General features: G+C 63.6%; 15 protein-coding genes. 8 read left to right on the top strand and 7 right to left on the bottom strand.

Annotation, left to right across the window (positions count from 1 at the left end; all coding sequences use genetic code 11):
• Positions 1–44: 44 nt before the first annotated feature.
• Positions 45–6,701, bottom strand: a complete 6,657-nt coding sequence (locus FA04_RS07875) for an apolipoprotein A-IV repeat region-like domain-containing protein (protein ID WP_034794624.1) — start codon at positions 6,699–6,701, stop codon at positions 45–47.
• Between the two features lie 537 nt (positions 6,702–7,238).
• Between FA04_RS07875 and FA04_RS07870 the strand changes: the two genes are divergently transcribed.
• Entirely contained in the window at positions 7,239–7,607 is a 369-nt protein-coding gene (locus FA04_RS07870; protein WP_034794621.1) for an Hpt domain-containing protein, read from the top strand.
• Positions 7,608–7,854: 247 nt separating this feature from the next.
• Complete coding sequence (locus tag FA04_RS07865) at positions 7,855–8,175, top strand: 2Fe-2S iron-sulfur cluster-binding protein (RefSeq protein ID WP_034794619.1); 321 nt, start codon at positions 7,855–7,857, stop codon at positions 8,173–8,175.
• Between the two features lie 436 nt (positions 8,176–8,611).
• Here the strand turns inward: FA04_RS07865 and FA04_RS07860 are convergent, their stop codons facing one another.
• Positions 8,612–9,241, bottom strand: a complete 630-nt coding sequence (locus tag FA04_RS07860) for a DUF922 domain-containing Zn-dependent protease (RefSeq protein ID WP_034794616.1) — start codon at positions 9,239–9,241, stop codon at positions 8,612–8,614.
• A gap of 107 nt (positions 9,242–9,348) precedes the next feature.
• On the opposite strand from FA04_RS07860, the gene folP reads away from it, so the two are divergent.
• The 3 genes from folP (at position 9,349) to folK (ending at position 11,197) form a co-directional block, all read left to right on the top strand.
• A complete protein-coding gene (folP, locus tag FA04_RS07855; RefSeq protein WP_034794612.1) occupies positions 9,349–10,200 on the top strand; it encodes a dihydropteroate synthase in 852 nt (283 codons plus the stop codon).
• A 114-nt stretch (positions 10,201–10,314) separates the two neighbouring features.
• The gene (gene folB, locus FA04_RS07850) at positions 10,315–10,683 is read left to right on the top strand and encodes a dihydroneopterin aldolase (RefSeq protein WP_034794609.1); all 369 of its coding nucleotides are present in this window, start codon (positions 10,315–10,317) and stop codon (positions 10,681–10,683) included.
• On the top strand, positions 10,673–11,197 hold the full coding sequence (folK, locus tag FA04_RS07845; protein ID WP_034794607.1) for a 2-amino-4-hydroxy-6-hydroxymethyldihydropteridine diphosphokinase: 525 nt from the start codon (positions 10,673–10,675) through the stop codon (positions 11,195–11,197). Before folB ends, folK begins: the two co-directional genes overlap by 11 nt.
• Before the next feature lie 78 nt (positions 11,198–11,275).
• Here folK and FA04_RS07840 read toward each other — a convergent pair whose 3' ends face one another.
• On the bottom strand, positions 11,276–11,827 hold the full coding sequence (locus tag FA04_RS07840; RefSeq protein ID WP_034794604.1) for a hypothetical protein: 552 nt from the start codon (positions 11,825–11,827) through the stop codon (positions 11,276–11,278).
• Positions 11,828–12,063: 236 nt separating this feature from the next.
• On the opposite strand from FA04_RS07840, the gene FA04_RS07835 reads away from it, so the two are divergent.
• Together FA04_RS07835 and FA04_RS07830 are read left to right on the top strand one after the other, a co-directional pair.
• Positions 12,064–12,927, top strand: a complete 864-nt coding sequence (locus FA04_RS07835; RefSeq protein ID WP_051659311.1) for a cytochrome b/b6 domain-containing protein — start codon at positions 12,064–12,066, stop codon at positions 12,925–12,927.
• Entirely contained in the window at positions 12,924–13,715 is a 792-nt protein-coding gene (locus FA04_RS07830) for a molybdopterin-binding protein (RefSeq protein WP_034794601.1), read from the top strand. The genes FA04_RS07835 and FA04_RS07830 overlap by 4 nt, the downstream gene beginning before the upstream one ends.
• Positions 13,716–13,728: 13 nt before the next feature.
• Here FA04_RS07830 and FA04_RS07825 read toward each other — a convergent pair whose 3' ends face one another.
• The 3 genes from FA04_RS07825 to FA04_RS07815 all read right to left on the bottom strand — a co-directional run bounded on the left by FA04_RS07825 (position 13,729) and on the right by FA04_RS07815 (position 16,958).
• Complete coding sequence (locus tag FA04_RS07825) at positions 13,729–14,814, bottom strand: YcjF family protein (protein ID WP_034794598.1); 1,086 nt, start codon at positions 14,812–14,814, stop codon at positions 13,729–13,731.
• Positions 14,811–16,307, bottom strand: a complete 1,497-nt coding sequence (locus FA04_RS07820; protein WP_034794595.1) for a YcjX family GTP-binding protein — start codon at positions 16,305–16,307, stop codon at positions 14,811–14,813. The genes FA04_RS07825 and FA04_RS07820 overlap by 4 nt, the downstream gene beginning before the upstream one ends.
• A gap of 147 nt (positions 16,308–16,454) precedes the next feature.
• Positions 16,455–16,958, bottom strand: coding sequence for a SixA phosphatase family protein (locus FA04_RS07815; RefSeq protein WP_034794591.1), 504 nt, complete (start codon positions 16,956–16,958; stop codon positions 16,455–16,457).
• 403 nt (positions 16,959–17,361) lie between these two features.
• Here FA04_RS07815 and dksA point away from each other — a divergent pair, with 403 nt between their 5' ends.
• Positions 17,362–17,781, top strand: coding sequence for an RNA polymerase-binding protein DksA (gene dksA, locus FA04_RS07810; RefSeq protein WP_034794589.1), 420 nt, complete (start codon positions 17,362–17,364; stop codon positions 17,779–17,781).
• A gap of 174 nt (positions 17,782–17,955) precedes the next feature.
• On the opposite strand, the gene FA04_RS07805 is transcribed toward dksA, so the two are convergent.
• Positions 17,956–18,957: a flagellar biosynthetic protein FliO gene (locus FA04_RS07805; protein WP_034794586.1), complete on the bottom strand. Its 1,002-nt coding sequence runs from the start codon at positions 18,955–18,957 to the stop codon at positions 17,956–17,958.
• Positions 18,958–19,130 lie beyond the last annotated feature (173 nt).

Genomic DNA, 19,130 nt, shown 5'->3' with positions numbered 1-19,130 from the left:
CGTCGCAAGACGGGGCCGTTTTGATTGTTTCTATCCGGGCTCGCTTAGCTGAAGCGACCGGCGGCGTGGGCGAGCATCGTATAGACCTTGCCGGTATCCGACGTCAGGTAGGTCTGGGTGATGCGCTTGTCCGGGTCGTTGCGGGCGACATCTGCGAGCAGCTTCTCGAAATCTGCGATGTAGCGATCGACAGCGGTGCGGAATTCCGGCTCGCGGTCGTACTTGCGCTTGATCTCGTCGAAGGTCTGCTGGCCCTTCAGCGTGTAGAGGCGACGCGTAAAGACGTCGCGCTCGCCGCGCTGGTAGCGGCGCCACAGATCGACCGACGCATCATGATCGATGGCGCGGGCGATATCGACCGAAAGCGAGTTCAGCGATTCAACCACGTGGCGCGGGTTGCGGCTGTCGCCGGCCCGTGCCGTCGGCTGAGCCTCGGCCGGACGCTGCGGCGCGGGCGAGGGTGCTTCTTCGCGCGACGCCGCACGGAGCAGGTCACGCATCCAGCCACCACCTTCGGCGACCTCGTTGCTCACAGCCTGCGTCGGCGCCGGCTGGCGAACGGCGGGCTGCTCGATACCGAGGCTGCCGCGCAGCGCCGGTGCCGGTTCCTGACGGCGCGGCTGCTCGATGACGGGCTGCTGCGCTACAGGCTGCTGTGCCACCGGCTGGGGCTGCGGCTGTGCGACCGGTTGCGGCTGCGGGGCTGCCTGCTGCTGCACCGGACGGGCGACCGGAGCGGCGGCCGGCTGCTGGCGCAGCGGCTGGGCCACTTCGAGCTGCGTCGAGGACTTGCCGATGATGTCGGACAGTTCCTGCAGCGCCTTGATCTGCTCGCCGACGGCACGGCGCATGACGGCCGCATTTTCCTTGGCTTCTTCCGGCAGGTCGAAGGCGCCGCGCTTCAGCTCTTCGCGGGTCATGTCGAGTTCCTTGCGGATCTCGCCAGCCGAGCGACGGATCTCGTCAGTCGCGCCGCTGAAGCGGCCGATCGCCTCGTCGATTGCGACGCGAACGGCGTCACGCAGCTGGTCTGCGACGCCATCGGACTTCTTGCCGCTTTCGGCAAGCATGCGCTCGATGTCGGACACCGAGGCCGCAACGCTGCCGCGCAGACGCGAGGCGACTTCCTTGGAGCGCTCCTCGGCATTGGCAAAGGCACCCTCGATCGAGGCACCGGCATCTTCACCGACCTTGGCGATCGCCTGGCGAAGGGCTTCCGATGCGCCGAGCGCACGGCCTTCGACGGAGGAGAGCGTCTTGTTGACGTCGGCAAACGAGGTCTCGACGCCCGAGCGAAGCGTGTTGGCGATCTGGCGCGAACGCTCTTCGGCACGGCTGAAGACCTGCTCGACCGAGGCGCCGGCTTCGTCACCGGCCTGGGCGAGCGTGTTGCGCATCGATTCAGCAGCTTCCGCCGCGCGCTGTTCGGCGCTCGTCAGCAGGCGACCGACATCGGCGAAGGACTGCTGGATGCCGCTGCGCAGGTTTCCGGCAACGTGGCCCGAGCGTTCTTCGGCCCGCTGGAAGGCGCCGTCGACGAAGCCTTCGAGCGCACGCATCGTGCGTTCGATCTCTTCCGAGCGCTGGACGAGGCCGACCGACAGGGTGCGAAGCGCATCCTGGCGTTCCTCGAGCGTGCTGACGAGGTTCGACTGGGCCGCGCCGAGCAGGTCGGAGGCCTGGCCGAGAACGCGCGAGTGGTCTTCGAACCGGCCGACAATGCCGCCGATCTGCGACAGGGTCGAGGCGGAGATATCGGAGAGCTTGTCGACCTTGCCTTCGATGAGGCGGGTGGAGGTCGACAGCATGTCGGAGGCCTGACGGGTCGATTCCGACACGCGGGCGATCGTCGATTCCAGACGCTGGTCCATTTCGCCGAGGTTGCTGCTCGCCTGGTCGATGACCGTGGCAATGGCCGCATTGTTGTTGGCGAGCTGGTCGATCAGGCCAAGGGCGGTCGACTGCAGACGGTTTTCGACCATCTTCATCGCCTTTGCCGTCTCTTCGGCGCGGTAGGAGATCGCGTTCAGCGTCTCGCCCGTGCGCTCGGCGATGGCGTTGACGAGGGCGGCGTTTTCCGCACGCAGGCGGTCGGCGCTTTCCTGTGTCACCGCAGCGATGCGCTCGGCTGCCTCGCGGCCGGTGGCGGCATACTGGTCGATGACAGGGCGTGCCTGCTCGTCGATCAGGCGCGAGAGCTCCATCGAGCGGCCGGCGAGCATCGAGTTGAGTTCGCGGGTGCGCTCGTCGAGCGTGGTGCGGATTGCTTCGCCACGGGCTTCCAGCGCCTTCTCCGTATTGCTGAGGCCCTGGTGGATGTTGTCGGCGTGGTTGGCGATCTGGCTGTGCGTTGCGGCCAGCCGTGCGCTTGCGGTGTCGGCCGCGTCGGCGATCGAGCGGGCAAGCTCGGCATGACGTGCAGCGGTCGCTGCCGCCTTCTGCTCGATCGAGTTGGCAAGCTCGGCGTGGCGCGCGGCGGTGGCGGCTGCCGTCTGGTCGATCGTGTTGGCGAAGTCTGCCTGGCGAGCGGCAAGTGCGGAGGCGAAATCGTCGCCTGCCTTCGACAGCAGCCCGGCCGAGCGGACAGCTTCCGCGTCGATTTCCTGAGCTGCACCGCTGATGGCGCCGCGCAGGCTGTTCACAAGGCCGGCGGCCTTGTCTTCCATGCGCAGTGCCTCTGCGTCGAGTTCCTGGGCGACGTCGCCAACGGCGCTGCGAAGCGTGTTGACGAGGCCGGCAGCCTTGTCTTCCATGCGCAGCGTTTCTGCGTCGAGTTCCTGCGCGACATCGCCAACGGCGCTGCGGAGCGTGTTTGCGAGACCGGCTGCCTTGTCTTCCAGGCGCACGGCTTCGGCATCGAAGTCCTCAGCCACGCCGCCGACTGCGCTGCGCAGATTGGCGACGATGTCGGACGTCTTGCCTTCCAGGCGATTGGCTTCAGCGTCGATATCCTGCGTTGCCTCGTGAACGGCGCCGCGCAGGCTGGTGACCAGAACGGCCGCCTTGCCCTCGATCGTGCGGTTGACGTTATCTAGGCCGATGTTGAGGGCACGATCCATGGTGCCGAGGCGTTCGGCGATGCGTTCCGCACCGGACTCGATGGCGCCGGTGATCCGGGTTGCCGCAACTTCGCTCATGCGGTCGATGTCGCCAGCGCGGTCACCAAGGCTGTCGGCGATCCGCTGTCCGGCGCCGTCGACGATCTGGTTGACGCTGCCGACGCTGTCGCGGACCCGATCTTCCAGCGAGCTGAGGCTGACTTCCAGGCGCAGGCCGGTATCGTCGACCAGGGTGTTGACGTCGTTGACGCTGCCGCGGATGCGGTCCTGAAGGACGCCGAGGCTGTTTTCGATCAGTGCACCGGTCTCGCCGACGATCGCGTTGACGCCGCTGACGCTGCCACGGATACGGTCTTCGAGCGCGCTGAGGCCACCTTCGACACGGGCCGCCGCATCATCAACGACGGAGCCGACATTGGTGACGCTGCCGCGAATGCGGTTTTCGAGGGCACCGAGATTGCTCTCGATCCGTGCGCCGGTGTCGTCGACCACGGCGCCGACATTGCCGACGGTGCCACGAATACGGTCTTCGAGGACGCCAACGCGGGTCTCGAGATGCATGCCGGTTTCGTCGACGATCGAGCTGATGTTGCCGGCGCTCTCGCGCATGCGCTCTTCGAGTGCGCCGAGGCTGGTTTCAACGCGCATGCCGGTATCGTCAAGGCGATCGTTGAGGCCGTTGATCGACAGGTCAACGCGGTTGGTGAGGCTGTCGGCCGCCAGGCTGATCTGGTTGGCGGTTTCGGCCAGGCGCTCGGCAATATGGCCCGTGGTCGAGCGCATACGGCTGTCGAGCACTTCGCCGCTGCGGTCGATGGCGCCGGCGAGTGCCGACTGGCGTTCTTCGAGCGACATTTCCAGCATGCCGGCGCTGGTGGCGAGCGTCGTGGCGATCGCGGTCGACTGATCGGCAAGCATGCCTTCGAGCTGCTCGCGGCCCTGGCCGACGGCAAGGTTGATGGCGTTGATGCGGTCGTCGAGCGTGACGCGGATCTGCTCGTGCGTGGACGAGAGCGTATCGCGCAGGTGCTCGGCGCGGCCGCTCAGCGTCTCCTCGATTTCCGCTGCCTTTCCGGCAAGCGACGCGGTCGCTTCGGTGGTGCGCGCCGTCAGCGCATCGGCGATGTGCGCGCTGGTCTCGGTCAGCGTATCGGAGATCTTGCTGACACGGCCGCTCAGATCCTCGGCGATGCGGGCACTCGTCTGGGTGAGCGTATCGGAGATCAGGCTGACGCGGCCGCCGAGGTTTTCTGCGATCGTGTTGACGCTCTCGGAGAGCTTCTGCTCGATATCACCGACACGGTCGGTCATGGTTTCGGCGACGGCGGTTGCCCGGAAGGTCAGGCTGTCGGCCACGTCTTCGGCGTGACGGCTCAGCGTATTGGCCATCTCGTTGGCACGCGACGACATCGTCGAGGTGATGGCGGCGGCGCGCTCGGCGAGTACGCCGTCAAGCGCCGTCGTCTGGTTGGTGAGCGCGTCGGAGATCGCTTCGCCGCGTTCGGAAAGAACGCGCTCCAGCCGGTCGGCCGTGCCGCTGACGGCGGTGTCGATCGAGTCTGCGCCCATGGAGAGGATCGTCGAAAGCGCGAGCGTGCGTTCCGACAGGGTGTTATCGAGGCGGTGCTGGCTGGCAGCGATCGCGCTGGTGATCTCGTCGGTCGAGCCGTGCAGGGTCTGCTCGATGCGGGCGTGCGCGGCCTGCAGGCCGTCGACGAAGGCAGCGGTACGGCTGTCGAGACCTTCGGTCAGGCGCTGTTCGCTCGTCGTCAGTGCGCTCGAAAGTGCGTCCGCACGCTGGCCGAAGCCGTTTTCGATGCGGTCCTGTGCCTGGGTGAGGGCACCCATGAGGCCGCTGGTCTTTTCGGAGAGCACGCTGTCGATGCGGGTGTGCGCATCGCCGATCATGTTGCCGAGTTCCGTGGTACGGCTCGCAATCGTCTCTTCGATGAAGTCCTGGGTCGCGCCGAGCGTGGTCGCAAGCGTCAGCGACTGGTCGGAAAGGGCCGAGCCGATCTTCTCGATGCTGCTGTCGAGTGCGCCGCCGATCGCTTCCGAACCGCCGGAGACGGTCTCGTTGATGCGGTGCAGGCTTTCCATGAGCTTGGTGTCGAGCAGGCTCGCACGCTTGTCGAAGGCGGAGGCAAACTCGTGGAACCGCTCGTCGAAGGCGGTTGCGAGCTGGCCGACGGTCGTCTGCAGCTTCTCTTCAAAGAAGCCGCCGCGAAGGTCGAGGTCCATGATCGCGTCGTCGGCGCTGGAGCGCAGGCTCTGGCGGAAGCTCGCGCCCTTTTCGTCGAGCGTGGCGTTGAGCGAGGCGAGCACGTGGTCGAGGCCACCGGTGATGGCGTGCTGGCCGACGCTCAGGCTTTCGTTGAGGTCGCGGGTGCGGGCGATCAGTGTTTCGTTGAGCTGGCGGGCGCGTTCGTTGAGCGCCGCATTCAGCTTCTCGGTGCTGGCGTCAAGCGAGGAGGCGCGCGTTTCGAACTGGCTGAGCAGGTCTTCGCCGCGCTTCGTCAGCGTGTCGCTGAGCTGGTCAAGCCGGGTGTCAAATTCAGTGCTGAGACCGAGGCCGGCAGCGGTCAGGCCCGAAAGCAGCGCATCGGTGCGGGTCGTCAGCATGCTGCCGATCGACTGCAAGGCGCCGTCCGATTTCTCGCTGAGGGCAGCCGCGCGGGTGTCGATCAGCGAGGCAAAGGCTTCGCCCGAAATTGCAATGCGCGAAGCGATGTCTTCGCTCGCCTGTTCCAGGTCGTCCTTCAGCTTGCCATGCGCACCGGAGATGGCCGAACGGATACGCTCCGAATGGCCGATGATGGCTTCGCGCTCAAGCCCGAGTTCCTGCACCAGGGTGCGCACGCGCAGTTCGTTTTCGCTGTAGCTGCGTTCGAGCGCGTTGACCTCGGAATGAACCAGCGTTTCGAGTTCGGTGGCGCGGGCAATCGTGCGTTCGATGCCTTCGTTCATCGCCGAGACTTCGCGACGGACGGCCTGGCCGACCGTCATGACGCGATCGGCAGCAGCCGTTTCCGGCTCGGCAAGGCGCAGGGCGACTTCCGCCATCGAGCGCGCTGCGTTGCGCAGTTCCTGCGCGCGGGCGATCATGATGGCAAAGGAGAAGAAGAGCATGATCGGCAGCACGATGCCGATCGCGACGCCGACGGCGCCAGGGGTGGCGGCAAGGTCGCTCAGCGAACGGATCTGCCAGATCTGCGGCCCGTAAAGAAGGTTGGCGACACCGAGGCCGGCAACCGCCCAGATGACGGACACCAGCGCAGCAACGCGGATCGCGGCGCGATTGGAGCGCACGTCGAGCGCACGCAGCATCGCAGCCGGCGAACGGCGACCATCGTCGTTGGCGGCGGAAAGGGACGGGGACTTGGGCGCAGGTTCCGGAGCGAGCGTCTTGGCCGCTTCTGCAGCACGCGCCCCGCGGGACTGTTCCGGCTGGGGCCGTGCTTTCTTATTCTGATCGGGCGTCGCCGCCTGATTGGTGGGCTGAGACACATTTTCCTCCGGATCATCCAAGGAAGTCTTGTCATTCGGGCTCGATGCAAGCTCGTCGAAATCAATCTTCAGGGCAGCTTCCAGAGCCTGGAACGCCTTTTCGTCGATCGACTCATTGCTCTTTTTCGTCGCCATAGGGATACGCCTCATTACCTTTTGCCCAGAACGGAAAGCGCCTCTGGCCCGTTAGCGGGCAGGGTCTCTTCCTCATGGGCGGTGACGGCAAGATACGCGCATCGGATCTACGCAATACCCTACTGATCACCCACTGCATTGCCTCGACGGATAGTCGCATTTGTGGCCGAATGGGACCACGCGTCGAGCTTATCCACCGGAACGGTTGCCATTTTCGTACGCGGGTCCGTTCCTAAGCGTATCGTAGTGACACATTAGCTGGGTTCTTACAATTAAGAGCGCTTGGGGTTGATTAAAATCCTAATGAAATCTTAATGCAATGCAGGTCTAAAAGCCGGAAAAGATAAGGAAATCAGAGAGTTTAACGGACGTTAACCATTTTCCCAAAATACTGCCTATATTGCGCCCGGATTTGAGCCAATAGGTGCCGGAGCCCGCCGAAGATGGAAGTCTGAACAGTGCGGGCGGCGGCACCGCTCCCGATGAAGCGATGCCGGAAACAGGCCAACATCAAACAAACAATAGGGAAATTGGCTCATGGCGGCCCTCAGGATTGCCTTTGAAGCCCCGGATAGTCCGGGAAACTCTTCTGCGTCAGGCAAAAAGCCGATCGACTTTGCTCACCTCGCCGTCCAGACGATGGGTGACAAGGCGCTCGAAATCGAAGTGCTGCAACTCTTTGCGCGCCAGGCGCGCCAGGTCTTGAAGGAAATCGCCGAAGGCGAGGGCACGCCCCGTGCCCAGGCAGCCCACCGGCTAAAGGGCGCAGCCCTTGCTGTTGGTGCCGTCGACGTTGCAAGCGTTGCCGGCGCGATCGAACACAATCCGGCCGAAGCCTCGCTCTGCGACCAGCTCGCATCGGCCGTGCTCGAAGCCGAGCTCTTCATTCTGAAGCTCTGCCGCTAGCGGCTCCCGAGCAGACAGGGGGCCTAACCGACCCCTGTCTGTCGCACGATGCCCGCGCCTCGCATAGAGGGCGCCGTGCCGGCAGCCATTGCTACCGGCGCGATCTGCGGCGACGCACAGAATGACGGCCGTTGTTGACTGGCCGGCCGATTTGTTGGAAGAACTTTCCCTGAATTTGCGCCCGCGGGGTTCTTTTCTCAACAGGCCTTGCGCCCGGCCAATCCACCAGTTCATTCCGGAAAGAGACATGACAAAACTTACGATCGTTGCCTTTGATGGCGCGCGCCACGAACTTGATGTCGAGAACGGCTCGACGGTCATGGAAAACGCCGTTCGCAATTCGGTTCCCGGCATCGAAGCGGAATGCGGCGGAGCCTGCGCCTGTGCGACCTGTCATGTCTATGTCGACGATGCCTGGGCTCAGACCGTCGGCGCTCCGGAAGCCATGGAAGAAGACATGCTGGACTTTGCCTACGACGTCCGGCCGACGTCGCGGCTTTCCTGTCAGATCAAGATGAGCGATGCGCTCGACGGTCTCGTCGTGCACGTGCCGGAGCGCCAGGCCTAACGCCTGCGTCCCACGCCCCTTCCTTCAGGCCTCCGCACAAAAAAAGCGCCTCGCCGGTCGTTGGACAAGCGAGGCGAGGAGGGCGCATCGCATACAGATGAGGGAGGGAACATCTGCTGCACCAAGACACGCCAGGAGAACCCGTTCCGGCTCCGCTGTTCGATTTCTTCTTTTTCTTTTCAAGTGAACAACGTTGCGCAATTCAAAGTAAAGGCAACATCTAAGCTTTTCGCGCCGCAATCGCGTCGCGCATAACCTATTCAATTTGTGGGGCTAGTCTTTGTCCCGGCCCCTCTCTCATTGGTTTGAATATAGATGAGTCGCCGGCCGGCAGCCATCGTTATATTTCACCAATAAAATACTGTGGGTATTGCCGCTGAAATGGCCCGAGCCGTGACTATAGTCAGGCTCTTCTTCTGGGTTCCGGCTTTGCTATCTACTGTTGCGCTTTCTTCAGCGTCTCCAGCCTGTATTGCAGAAGACGGATCATGCGCTTGTCGAAGTTGGCGGCTTCGGTGCGGTCGAAGCGAGCCTGATCCTTGTCATGCGCCTCTATCGCGGTTGCGCTGACGCGGGCAACGCTTTCCTGCATCTCTTCGCACGTGTCCTGCGGCTTCAACGCCAGGAACATCTTCTCCATCCGCCGCGCGTGATTGCGGGCGATTTCCGCGTGGCGCTCCTCGTGGCGTTTGATGTCGCTCGACAGTGTGTCCCACACGAGGGCGAGGTCGCGTCCGGCCTGGCGGCGATACTTCCATTTGGGCAGAATGATGCGCGTGTTGAGAGTGACGCGGGCCGAGCCGACGGCGCAGCGTCCGTTGCGGCTGACATAGGTGATCGAGCCGCCGAACTTGATGCGGGTCGCGCCCGGATGCCGTGCGCCGGTCGATTTCATCATCGGGCCGCTGGCCGAGAGTGCCTTGTCCAGTTCTTCCGCAGTCCGGCCGCCGATCGAAAAATAGGAGAAGCTCTTGTTCACCACGGTTTCGCCCGAGGCCGTGCCAAGCGGGGCGGCAACCAGGAGAGCAAGAAGGGCGACTTTGAACGGGACGCGTACTCGGGACATCAATGCGTGGTTCTCTTCGGTTGAACTTCGATCAAGCTTGGGGCATAGCCAGCGCCGGCGCAACAGCAAAACGATGGCTCCCGGCCGTATGCGGATGGTGAGGGAAAATGACTTACAATCCATTTCAGAAATTTAGCTGGAAGCTGGCGCATGGACGCAGCCTCGAACTGGGGCCGCGTGGCGTTTTGATGGCGATCGTCAATGTTACCCCGGATTCTTTTTCCGATGGCGGCCGTTTTATCGATGCCGTTGCCGCGGTGGCGCAAGGGATGCGCTGCCTGGAGGAGGGCGCCTTGATCCTCGATATCGGCGGTGAATCCACACGCCCCGATGCGGCGCCCGTCAGCGCCGAGGAAGAACAGGCGCGGATCCTGCCTGTCATCGCAGCGCTTGCCCGTGATACCGATGCGCTGATTTCCGTCGACACTTACAGAGCCTCGACCGCCCAGCTTGCGGTCGACGCCGGCGCGCATATCGTCAACGATGTGCACGGCCTTCAGCGCGAACCCGACATTGCCACTGTCGCCGCCAAGAGCGGCGCTGGCATCTGCGTCATGCATACGGGCCGGGGCCGTGAAAAACTCGCAGACGTGATCGCCGATCAGTTTCATTTTCTCGACCGGTCGCTCGAGATCGCGGCAGCTGCCGGCGTGGAGCGGGATCGCATCATTCTCGATCCGGGCTTCGGCTTCGCCAAGGACACGGATGAGAACCTGGAATTGATGGCGCGCTTCGCAGAGTTGCACCGTTTCGAGCTGCCATTCCTGGTCGGAACGTCGCGCAAGCGCTTCGTCGGCGCGGTCAGCGGCCGAGAGGCGGCCGATCGCGACATGGCGACGGCCGCGACAACGGCGCTTTTGCGCGTTGCCGGCGCCTCAATTTTCCGCGTACACGATGTCGCAAACAGCAAGGATGCACTGGCGATGGCGGATGCTATGCTGCACGCCAGAGCGAGGTGAGATTTTCTCGTCCGCATTCCGCCTGAACCTGTGACTACCAATCACGCGCATGACTGCTGAGCGGCTCGACCGCGCAATCATGGCGATCCAAGAAAGCCGATGGGACTGAGAAGCATGAGCGCGACCTATATCATCACCCTCAAGAACTGCGCCTTCTTCGCGCGCCACGGCGTCTTCGACGAGGAGGAGCTTCTTGGTCAGCGCTTCTTCGTCGATGCCGAGCTCGAAGTCGAACAGGGAACGGCGCTGGTCGACGACTCGATCGAAGACACCGTGCATTACGGCATCGCCTTCCAGGAGATCGAGCGCATCGTCACCGGCCGCCGCCGCTATCTGATCGAGGCGCTGGCGCTGGAAGTGGCCAAGACGCTCTGCGTGCGCTTCCCGCAGATCAAGCGCGCCAAGGTGTCGATCCGTAAGCCGAATGCGCCGGTTCCGGGTGTGCTCGATTATGTCGAAGTGACGGTCGAGCATGTCGTCTGAGGTGAGCTGGCGGGCAGCGACACTCGGGCTTGGCGGCAATCTCGGCGATCCCCGCAAGGCGATGGCCGAAGCGCTTCGCCTGCTCGATGCCCGCGACGACTGCGTGATCAAGGCCGTCTCGCGCCTTTATCGCACGCCGCCCTGGGGCAAGACGGACCAGGCCTGGTTCTACAATGCCTGCGCCAAGGTCGACACGACGCTCGAGCCCGAAGCCCTGCTCGACGCCTGCCTTGATATCGAACGGTCGATGAAGAGGGTTCGCGACGAGCGCTGGGGGCCGCGCACGCTCGACATCGATGTGCTGACCTTCGAGGGCGTGGCGCAAGCGGGCGGGCGGCTGGAGTTGCCGCATCCGAGGATGACCGAGCGCGGTTTCGTACTGATGCCGCTTGCCGATTTCGCCGCCGACATGGCTGTTGGCGGCCGTCCGGTCGGCGACTGGCTGCAGCAGGCTGACGTCGCAGGCATCGAGGTTGCGGATGGTGACGTGAGCTGGTGGCGCGCAGGCGCCTGAACAGGACCGCAACGTAATCCACAGACGACAAAGCCCCGGTCGATGCCGGGGCTTTGACGTTTAATCGGGTGTTGAACGTTACTTGATGGAGCCGACAGCGATCGCGTCGATCTGGCGGTTGAGGCTGACGCCGATGACCGGCACCATCGTTTCTTCGACCTTGACCGAAATGGTGATGTTCATCGTCTGGTCGTCCTGCAGACGGGCGATCATGGCGCCATTCAGCTTCTTGCGATTGATGCCGACGACGACCTTGTCCTTGGCGACGTTGCCGGAAATGATATCCAGGCCCTTGCCCTCGGCGCCGTCGAGAAACTTGCCGGTATAGGTGTTGCCCTTCTGTGTGATCAGCGCCGACATCGGCTGCTTGAACACGCCGACGCGGCAGAAGCCGTCGAGCTTGATGCCGGTGTCATCGCCAGCAACCGGTTCGCCCGAGAGATCGCAGGTGAACTTGGTGCCCTTGTACTTGCCCGCGACGATCTCGCCCGGGCCCTTCCACTGGCCCGCGACCTTCTCGAAAAAGACCTTGTCCTTGGCGCCGGAAAAAGCCGGTGTCGCAAGGCCGACGGTGGCTGCAAGCGCGAAGGCGGCAGCGCCGCGAGCGATCAAAGAAGGGCGCGAGAACATAAACGATCCTTGATGGGTCAACGTCCGAAACTGAAAGCCACATTTGCGCGCAAATGGTTAACGGACGGTTTCTGCGCGGTGCGCGGCGCGGCTTCTTTGTGGCCGAAAAGCGGATTGACCACAGCATTTTTGGCTTAGGAAATACAGTGGGTTGGCGGATTTCGGCGAGCATTGTGCGGGGACATGAAACTTGCCCCAATCGCGCTACGTATAACCATGGGAAACGGGAGATTTCCATGGTTATAGCAGGACATGATTCCGAATCGACCGCGTCAAACGCACAGCAGAGCCTGGCGATATCGCGGCACCGGCTGACAACCCGGCTTACCCATTGGGGATGGGCCGGCGCGCTGTTCTTTCTGTTTCTCAGCGGCCTGCAGATCTTCAACGCGCACCCGGCACTCTATGTCGGGCAGCAGTCGGGTTTTGCCTTCGACAACAGCATCCTGTCGATTGGACCTGTTCGCGAGCGAAGCGGCGAGGTTCGCGGCCTGACGACAGTCTTGGGGCTGAGCGTTGACACCACCGGTGTCCTGGGCGTCAGCGGGCCGGAACAGGAGCGGGCCTATCGGGCTTTTCCGGCCTGGTTGACCTTGCCGTCCTACCAGGACCTCGCCACCGGCCGCGTCGTGCACTTCTTCTTCGCCTGGATGTTTGCCGTCGTCTATTCCATCTGGCTGGTCGCAAGCACGATCAACGGTCACCTGCGGCGGGACATTCTTCCCGCTTTGGCCGACATCCGCGCCTTGCCCGCGACCTTCATCGCGCATCTGCGGTTGCGCTTCGAACATGACGGGCGTTACAACAGCTTGCAGAAACTCTCCTACGGCATTGTTCTCCTGGTCTTTTTTCCTCTCATGATCGCGACAGGGCTGACGATGTCGCCGGGCATGGACGCCGGCTGGCCCTGGCTGGTTCAACTCTTTGGCGGCAGGCAGACGGCCCGCACGATCCATTTCGTCGTGATGCTGCTGCTCGTCGGCTTCTTCACTGTGCACATCGCCATGGTTTTTGCCGCTGGTCCAATCAACGAGATGCGGTCGATGATTACTGGGCGTTATCGCATCAGGCGTTCGGTGGACCGGGGAGGAAGGACATGAGCGCGTTCGTCCTCAGTCGCCGGCGCTTCCTGGCGGCGGCGGGGGCGACGGCCTCGTCGTTGCCGCTTGCCGGGTGCGACGCGCTCGATGGCCTCGTTGGCAACGGCAGTCGCGTGCGCGACTTTCTCGCATCCGCCAACAGCATTACTTACCGAGCACAGCGGCTGCTGGTGCCGGCTGATCGGCTGGCGCCGGAATTTGCCGAGAGCGAGATCCGGCAGGGGCAACGACCGAACGGCTCCACCGACCCGGGTGATGCGACCTATCTCGCGCTGAAGCAGGACGCCTTTGCCGGATACCGGCTTCGTGTTTCCGGCCTGGTCGAGCGACCGCTTCACCTGACGCTTGCAGAACTGCGAAACATGCCGTCGCGCACCCAGATCACTCGACACGACTGTGTCGAGGGCTGGAGCTGCATCGCCAAGTGGAGCGGCGTTGCCCTTACTCGCGTCCTCGATGAAGCCCGGGTGAAGCCCGAGGCGCGTTACGTGGTCTTTCATTGCTTCGACAGCATGCCGCTCGGCCTTGGCGGCTCGGTCGCCTATTACGAATCGATCGATATGCTCGATGCGCATCACCCGCAAACGATCCTCGCTTATGGCCTGAACGGCGCGGCTTTGCCGGTCGCTAACGGTGCTCCACTGCGCGTCCGGGTCGAACGCCAGCTGGGTTACAAGATGGCGAAATACATCAAGGCGATCGAAGTCGTTGCCGATCTCGCGCCCTTCGGTCGAGGGCGCGGCGGCTATTGGGAAGATCTCGGCTACGACTGGTATGCGGGGATCTAGTTTTGCTACCGCGCTATTTCTCGCCGCTTTCGCCAATCACGCGTCCGGCGCCGGGGCTGAGGTCGGCGAGAAAATCACCGATCCCGGGACGCTTCAGCGCGCGAAACGGCATCGGGCGGCAAAGGTCCATCGCGGCGATGCCGATGCGTGCGGTCATCAGGCCATTGATGACGCCTTCGCCCAGGCGCGCCGAGAGCTTCGAAGCCAGCCCGTGGCCGAGCACCTGCTGGATCAGGCTGTCGCCGGCGGCGATCGAGCCGGTGACGGCCAGATGAGCGATGACGTCACGCATCAGCCGCAGCAGACCGAGCGTGCCGGGGCGACCGCCGTAAAGTTCGGCCATGGCGCGGATCAGGCGGGCAGATTCGTAGAGGACGTAGCCGAGGTCGACGAGCGCCCGCGGGCTGACCGCCGTGACGATCGACACGCGCTTGGAAGCCGCGAGAATGAGGCGCCGCGCCTCGCGGTCGAGTGGGCTGAGCAGCTCGCGCTCGGTGAGTTCGATCACGTGCGGACCGTCGATGATCTCGCCTTCGCTTTCCTTCAGCCGTGTGCGCCCGCGCGCCGTCCGCGGATTGCTGGCCAGCAGATGGACGAGCTTTGCCTGCGCCGCGCGCGCGGGTTTCGCACTGGCCGAAGCGGCCGCCGCTTCCGTTTCCGCTTTCAGCTTCTGGATCGCCGTGAGCTGCATTAGCCCCGAAAATTCGCGGCCAACGACGATCAGCAGCGCCAGCAGTCCGATCGCGACGACGGCAAGTGCGGCGTAACCGAGCCAATCGGCACGCGCGAAGAGATCGCGAAGCAGGCGGTCGACCCAGAGGCCGGCAGCCAGTGACAGGATGATGCCGAGTGCGCCGGTCGCGATCTTGCCAACTGACAGGCGGCGCTTGCGAGGACTTGCTTCGGGCAAGGCGAGGGCCTCCACCGCAAGCGTGGTCTCACGGAAAGGGTCTTCCGCATCGGGTGTCAGCACCACATTGTCGTCGAAACTTGCGGGCGCGCGCCGCGCGCGCAGCTGCGGACGGGCCTCGGCGGGCTTGTCTTCGCCAACTGAAAAGGCGCCGGGACGGCGGCTGCGACCGTTGCTGTCGTCACTCATGCGAGCCGGTCTCCGAACAGGAATTGCATGGCCCGGTCGAGGCGGATATGCGGCACCGACAGTTTCAAGCCGCCGCCGGTTTCCTCAAGATGTGGCGGGCGGAAGCGAACAAAGCTGAGTTCCGGCAGCGGTTGAGCGCTTTCGAGATAGGTCGTCGCGCCGGACCGGGTCTCCATCGTCTTGAAAAGAACTTCAGGATCTTCCGGCAAGTCACCGGGAAATATCGCTGTTTTCCTTTCTCCATCGAAGATTTCGCCGTTGATCTTCTCGCCGGCGATCGGGGTGCCGACGATGACCGGCAGCGCATGGCCGTCGTGGTTGACGGTCGCTTCGCGGGTGGCCCGGACCGATGCGAGCGCCATGACCTCGAGGCCGGCGCCGCTCAATCCGATGCTTTCGGCGGCGCGATCGACGAGGCGCGCGGCGATGCGCTCCAGCCGGTCGTGGCTTTCGTGATGCAGGTGATCCGCCTTGGTTGCTGCGATCAGCACCTTGTCGATCCGTCGCGTCAGCAAGGACGAGAGCCAGCTGTTGGTCCCCGGACGGAAGCAGGCAAGTACGTCGGCCAACGCCTGCTCGAGATCGAGCAGCGCCTCCGGGCCGTTGTTGATCGCCTGCAGGGCATCGACGAGCACGATCTGCCGGTCCAGGCGCGCGAAATGCTCGCGAAAGAACGGGCTGACGACATGTTTCTTATAGGCTTCGTAGCGCCGCTCCATCATGGCCCAGAGCGAACCCTTTGGTGCGCGGCCCTCGGGTAGGTCCGGAAGCGGCGAAAAGGTGAGCGCCGGCGAACCTTCGAGGTCGCCCGGCATCAGGAAACGTCCAGGCGGCAGGGTCGAGGGCGAGCGTTCGTCCGCCTTGCAGGCCTTGAGATAGCCGGTGAAGCTCTCGGCGAGCCGGCGGGCGCTGCTTTCGTCGGCGGTCGCCGTCGAGCCAGCCGACGACGCAAGCGTCAGCCATTCGGCCGACAACTTCGCACGGCCAGGTGCACGGGCGCGCGCCACCGAATTGTTGCTGAACTCGCGGAAGTCCTGCGCGAGCAGGGGCAGGTCGAGCAGCCATTCGCCGGGATAGTCGACGATGTCGAGCGACAGCCGGCCCGGCGAGAACAGCCGGTTCCAGCCGCTGGCGCTCTCATATTCAAGGGTGATGCGCAGCTGCGAGATGGCGCGCGTGGAGTCTGGCCAGATGCGATCGCGCACCAGGGCTGCGATATGATCTTCATACTGGAAACGCGGCACGGCATCGTCGGGCTGCGGCTCGAGCCTGACCTTCGAGACCCGGCCCGAACGCACCGCCTCGAACACCGGCAGGCGCCCGCCGTTCAGCAGATTGTGCACCAGGGACGAGATGAAGACGGTCTTTCCCGAACGGGACAGGCCGGTGACGCCGAGCCGGATCGAGGGATTGACGAGGCCGGAGGCGCGGTCGGTGAGGTTGTCGAGCGCGATCAGCGCGTCGTCTTTGAAGCTGGTCAGGTTAGGCGCCAAGTCTTGGTCTTTCTTGCGGCGTGTTTCCCGGGGTCGTTCGCATCGTCAAGCCCGCCGAACGACGATCGGCTGCGGGCTGCCTCCGCGATATAGGCACTAATTGCGGCGCCGCAACGCGCACGTGTCAATTCTTCTTACGGTGCGCCTTCATGGCGTCGGCAACAGCAGCGATACCAGGCGGGCGGAGGTGGCGTCAGACGGCAGATCCAGAATGGCCAGGCCAGCCGGCGGATATCCATCGGGAAGCGCCTCGCGGGCGGCCTCGTCGCCCACCAGGTTGCAGAGCAATTGTTCGATCATCGGATTGTGGCCGACGAGCATCAGCGCGTTTACATGCCGGTGCGCATCGATGAGGTCGAGATAGATGCTCGTCGGACCGGAGTAGAGCGCATCGATGTAGCGGATATCCAGCTCTTCGCTGACCGTGCGGAAGAACGGCTCGGCCGTTTCGCGGCAGCGCACCGCCGTCGAACAGAGGATGCGGTCGGGGCGGATGCCCTGGTCTGCGGCCGTCTGGGCAAGCCGCTCCGCATCGATGTAGCCGACCTCGTCCAGCGACCGATCGAAATCGCGTTGGCCCGGCAGGGCCCAGCCGGAACGGGCGTGCCGCAGGAGGTAGAGGCGGAGAGCCTTGGGGGCGCTGTCTTGCATCGATCGGTTCCGGCGTTGCCTGCCGGTTGCAGCGACAGGGTAGAATTTTGCCGGCTTTCATGTCGGCCGGCAGACCGTCACCTTTCCCCGCACGCACCGTAAAGATCAAGCTGGCCGCCGTGATTTTTTCGGGGACTGCCGGTGCTGCGCTTTGCCGCGGTCGTGAATGGACGGTAAAATGGCGCAAACACGTCATTGTCACTTTTCAGCGAGCAGAGGCGGCGGCTTCGGTGGGCGCAAGTTGGAAATCAAGATCCGATGTGTAATTTTGATGAAATATTCGTCAGTTAGCCTGAAGCGCTAGCAACATTAAAATACGGTTGAGTGTCTGTTGCGAGGCTTGAATCACAGCTTCCATAGGTCTATACACCGCCGCAATGAGATGTTCTTCAGGAGAATCGCGTTGAGTGAGAAGATCGATCTTAGTACCTTCGTCCTTTCCGAGGACGATGAATTCATGAATGCCAACCACCGGGCGTACTTCCGGGCCAAGTTGAACGCTTGGAAAAACGACATCCTTCGCGAGGCACGCGAGACACTGGATCACTTGGCAGAGGAGAGCGCCAATCATCCGGATCTCGCAGACAGGGCTTCTTCCGAAACTGATCGGGCAATCGAGCTCAGAGCCAGGGACCGCCAGCGCAAGCTGATCTCCAAGATCGATGCGGCGTTGCAGCGTCTCGACGAAGGTACCTACGGCTACTGCGAAGAAACAGGCGAGCCGATCGGCCTGAAGCGACTGGACGCCCGTCCGATCGCGACCCTCTCGATCGAGGCGCAGGAGCGCCACGAGCGGCGGGAAAAGGTCTACCGGGACGAATAAGCTTTCGGGCTTTCGTAACAGTCTGAAAAAAGGCGCGGGTCAAACCGCGCCTTTTTCCGTTGTCCCGAATTTATTCCGAAGCATCGAAGCGGCTCTTCGCTTCGATGCCTGGGCTCAGACAAGTATCTCGCTGCCGTCGCGATGCCTGACGTCGCCGCCAGGCCAATGCGGCAATCAGGGCTTCCGCCCGGCGGAAATGTCGGCCAGCATGCGGTTCATCTCTTCTTCGATTGTCGGCTCCTTATGACCGCCGTCGGCGACAGGCGCGCCAAGCGTCGGCTCCTGACGGCCGGAATGGGCCGGCGCACGGTTTTCCGGAGTGACCGATGTTGCCGGACCCAGGCGCTGCAGGTCGCCGGTGATCTCCGCGTCGAGAAGGCGCTCGAAATCAGAAAGGGCGGTCGCAGGAGCCGGCTGCGGTTGGGGCTGAGGCTGCGACTGGATGATCGCTGCGGGGCGCTGAAGCTGCTGGGCCGGCTGCATCTGAATGGGTTGCGGCTGTACAGTCTGCGCCATTGCCACAGGGCGGTTCATGGCTGCATCGACGTTGACCGCGGGTGCTGCGACGGAGGTGATAGACGGGCTCTCGGGTGCGGGCTGGGCGACAGGGCGAGCGAGAGGGCGCTGCTCTGCAGCAAGGGCAGGTGCTGCCACCGGGCGCTGTTCGGCCGTAACGCGCATGGGCGCCACCGGCTCGACGCGAGCGACCGGCTGTTCCTCTGTCCGGGTGATGGGGCGAACTGGCGTCGCGACGACGGGTGCGGCCTGCATCGACGGCGCGGGCTGCTGAACGGGTTCCCTGACTGCCGGACGGCTTTCACCCACTGGTTCGGTCACCTTGCGTTCGATGACAGCAGAGCGTTCGCTGACGGCCGGGCGCTCGTCGCCGCCGGCGACGATCCGGCTTTCGATGACGATATCCGTCGGCCCGCCGATCATGATCAGGTGCTCGACATCGTCGCGGCGCACGAGCACGAGACGGCGCCGGGTGTCCACAGCGGCAGCATCGAGCACGGCCAGGCGCGGCTGGCGGTTCTTGCCGCCACGGATGAATGGCGAGGAAGGACGGTTGCGCATGATCCAGAGCACAGCCACGAGGCACAAAAGTCCAATCGCGACCGCTGCAGCGGCGACGACGAACCGGCTGCCGTTGTCGGCGATGATCGTTTCCATCATAGGGTGAACTCCTTCTGCCTTTCGAGTGGCAGTATTTGACGGCTTTTTTCGGGCTCGGACAAGCACTTCGCCGACATTCCCTGTGAATTGGCTCGAATGCTTCCGCACAGGTGCTTTTTGCTGTTATCTCTGATTGTTAAAGATGATTCTTGTCCGAATGATCGAGGGCGTGT

This window comes from Ensifer adhaerens (assembly GCF_000697965.2).
Taxonomy (GTDB): Bacteria; Pseudomonadota; Alphaproteobacteria; order Rhizobiales; family Rhizobiaceae; genus Ensifer; species Ensifer adhaerens.
The sequence above is the reverse complement of the archived record's forward strand: the minus strand, read 5'-3'. Positions and strand labels throughout refer to the sequence as shown.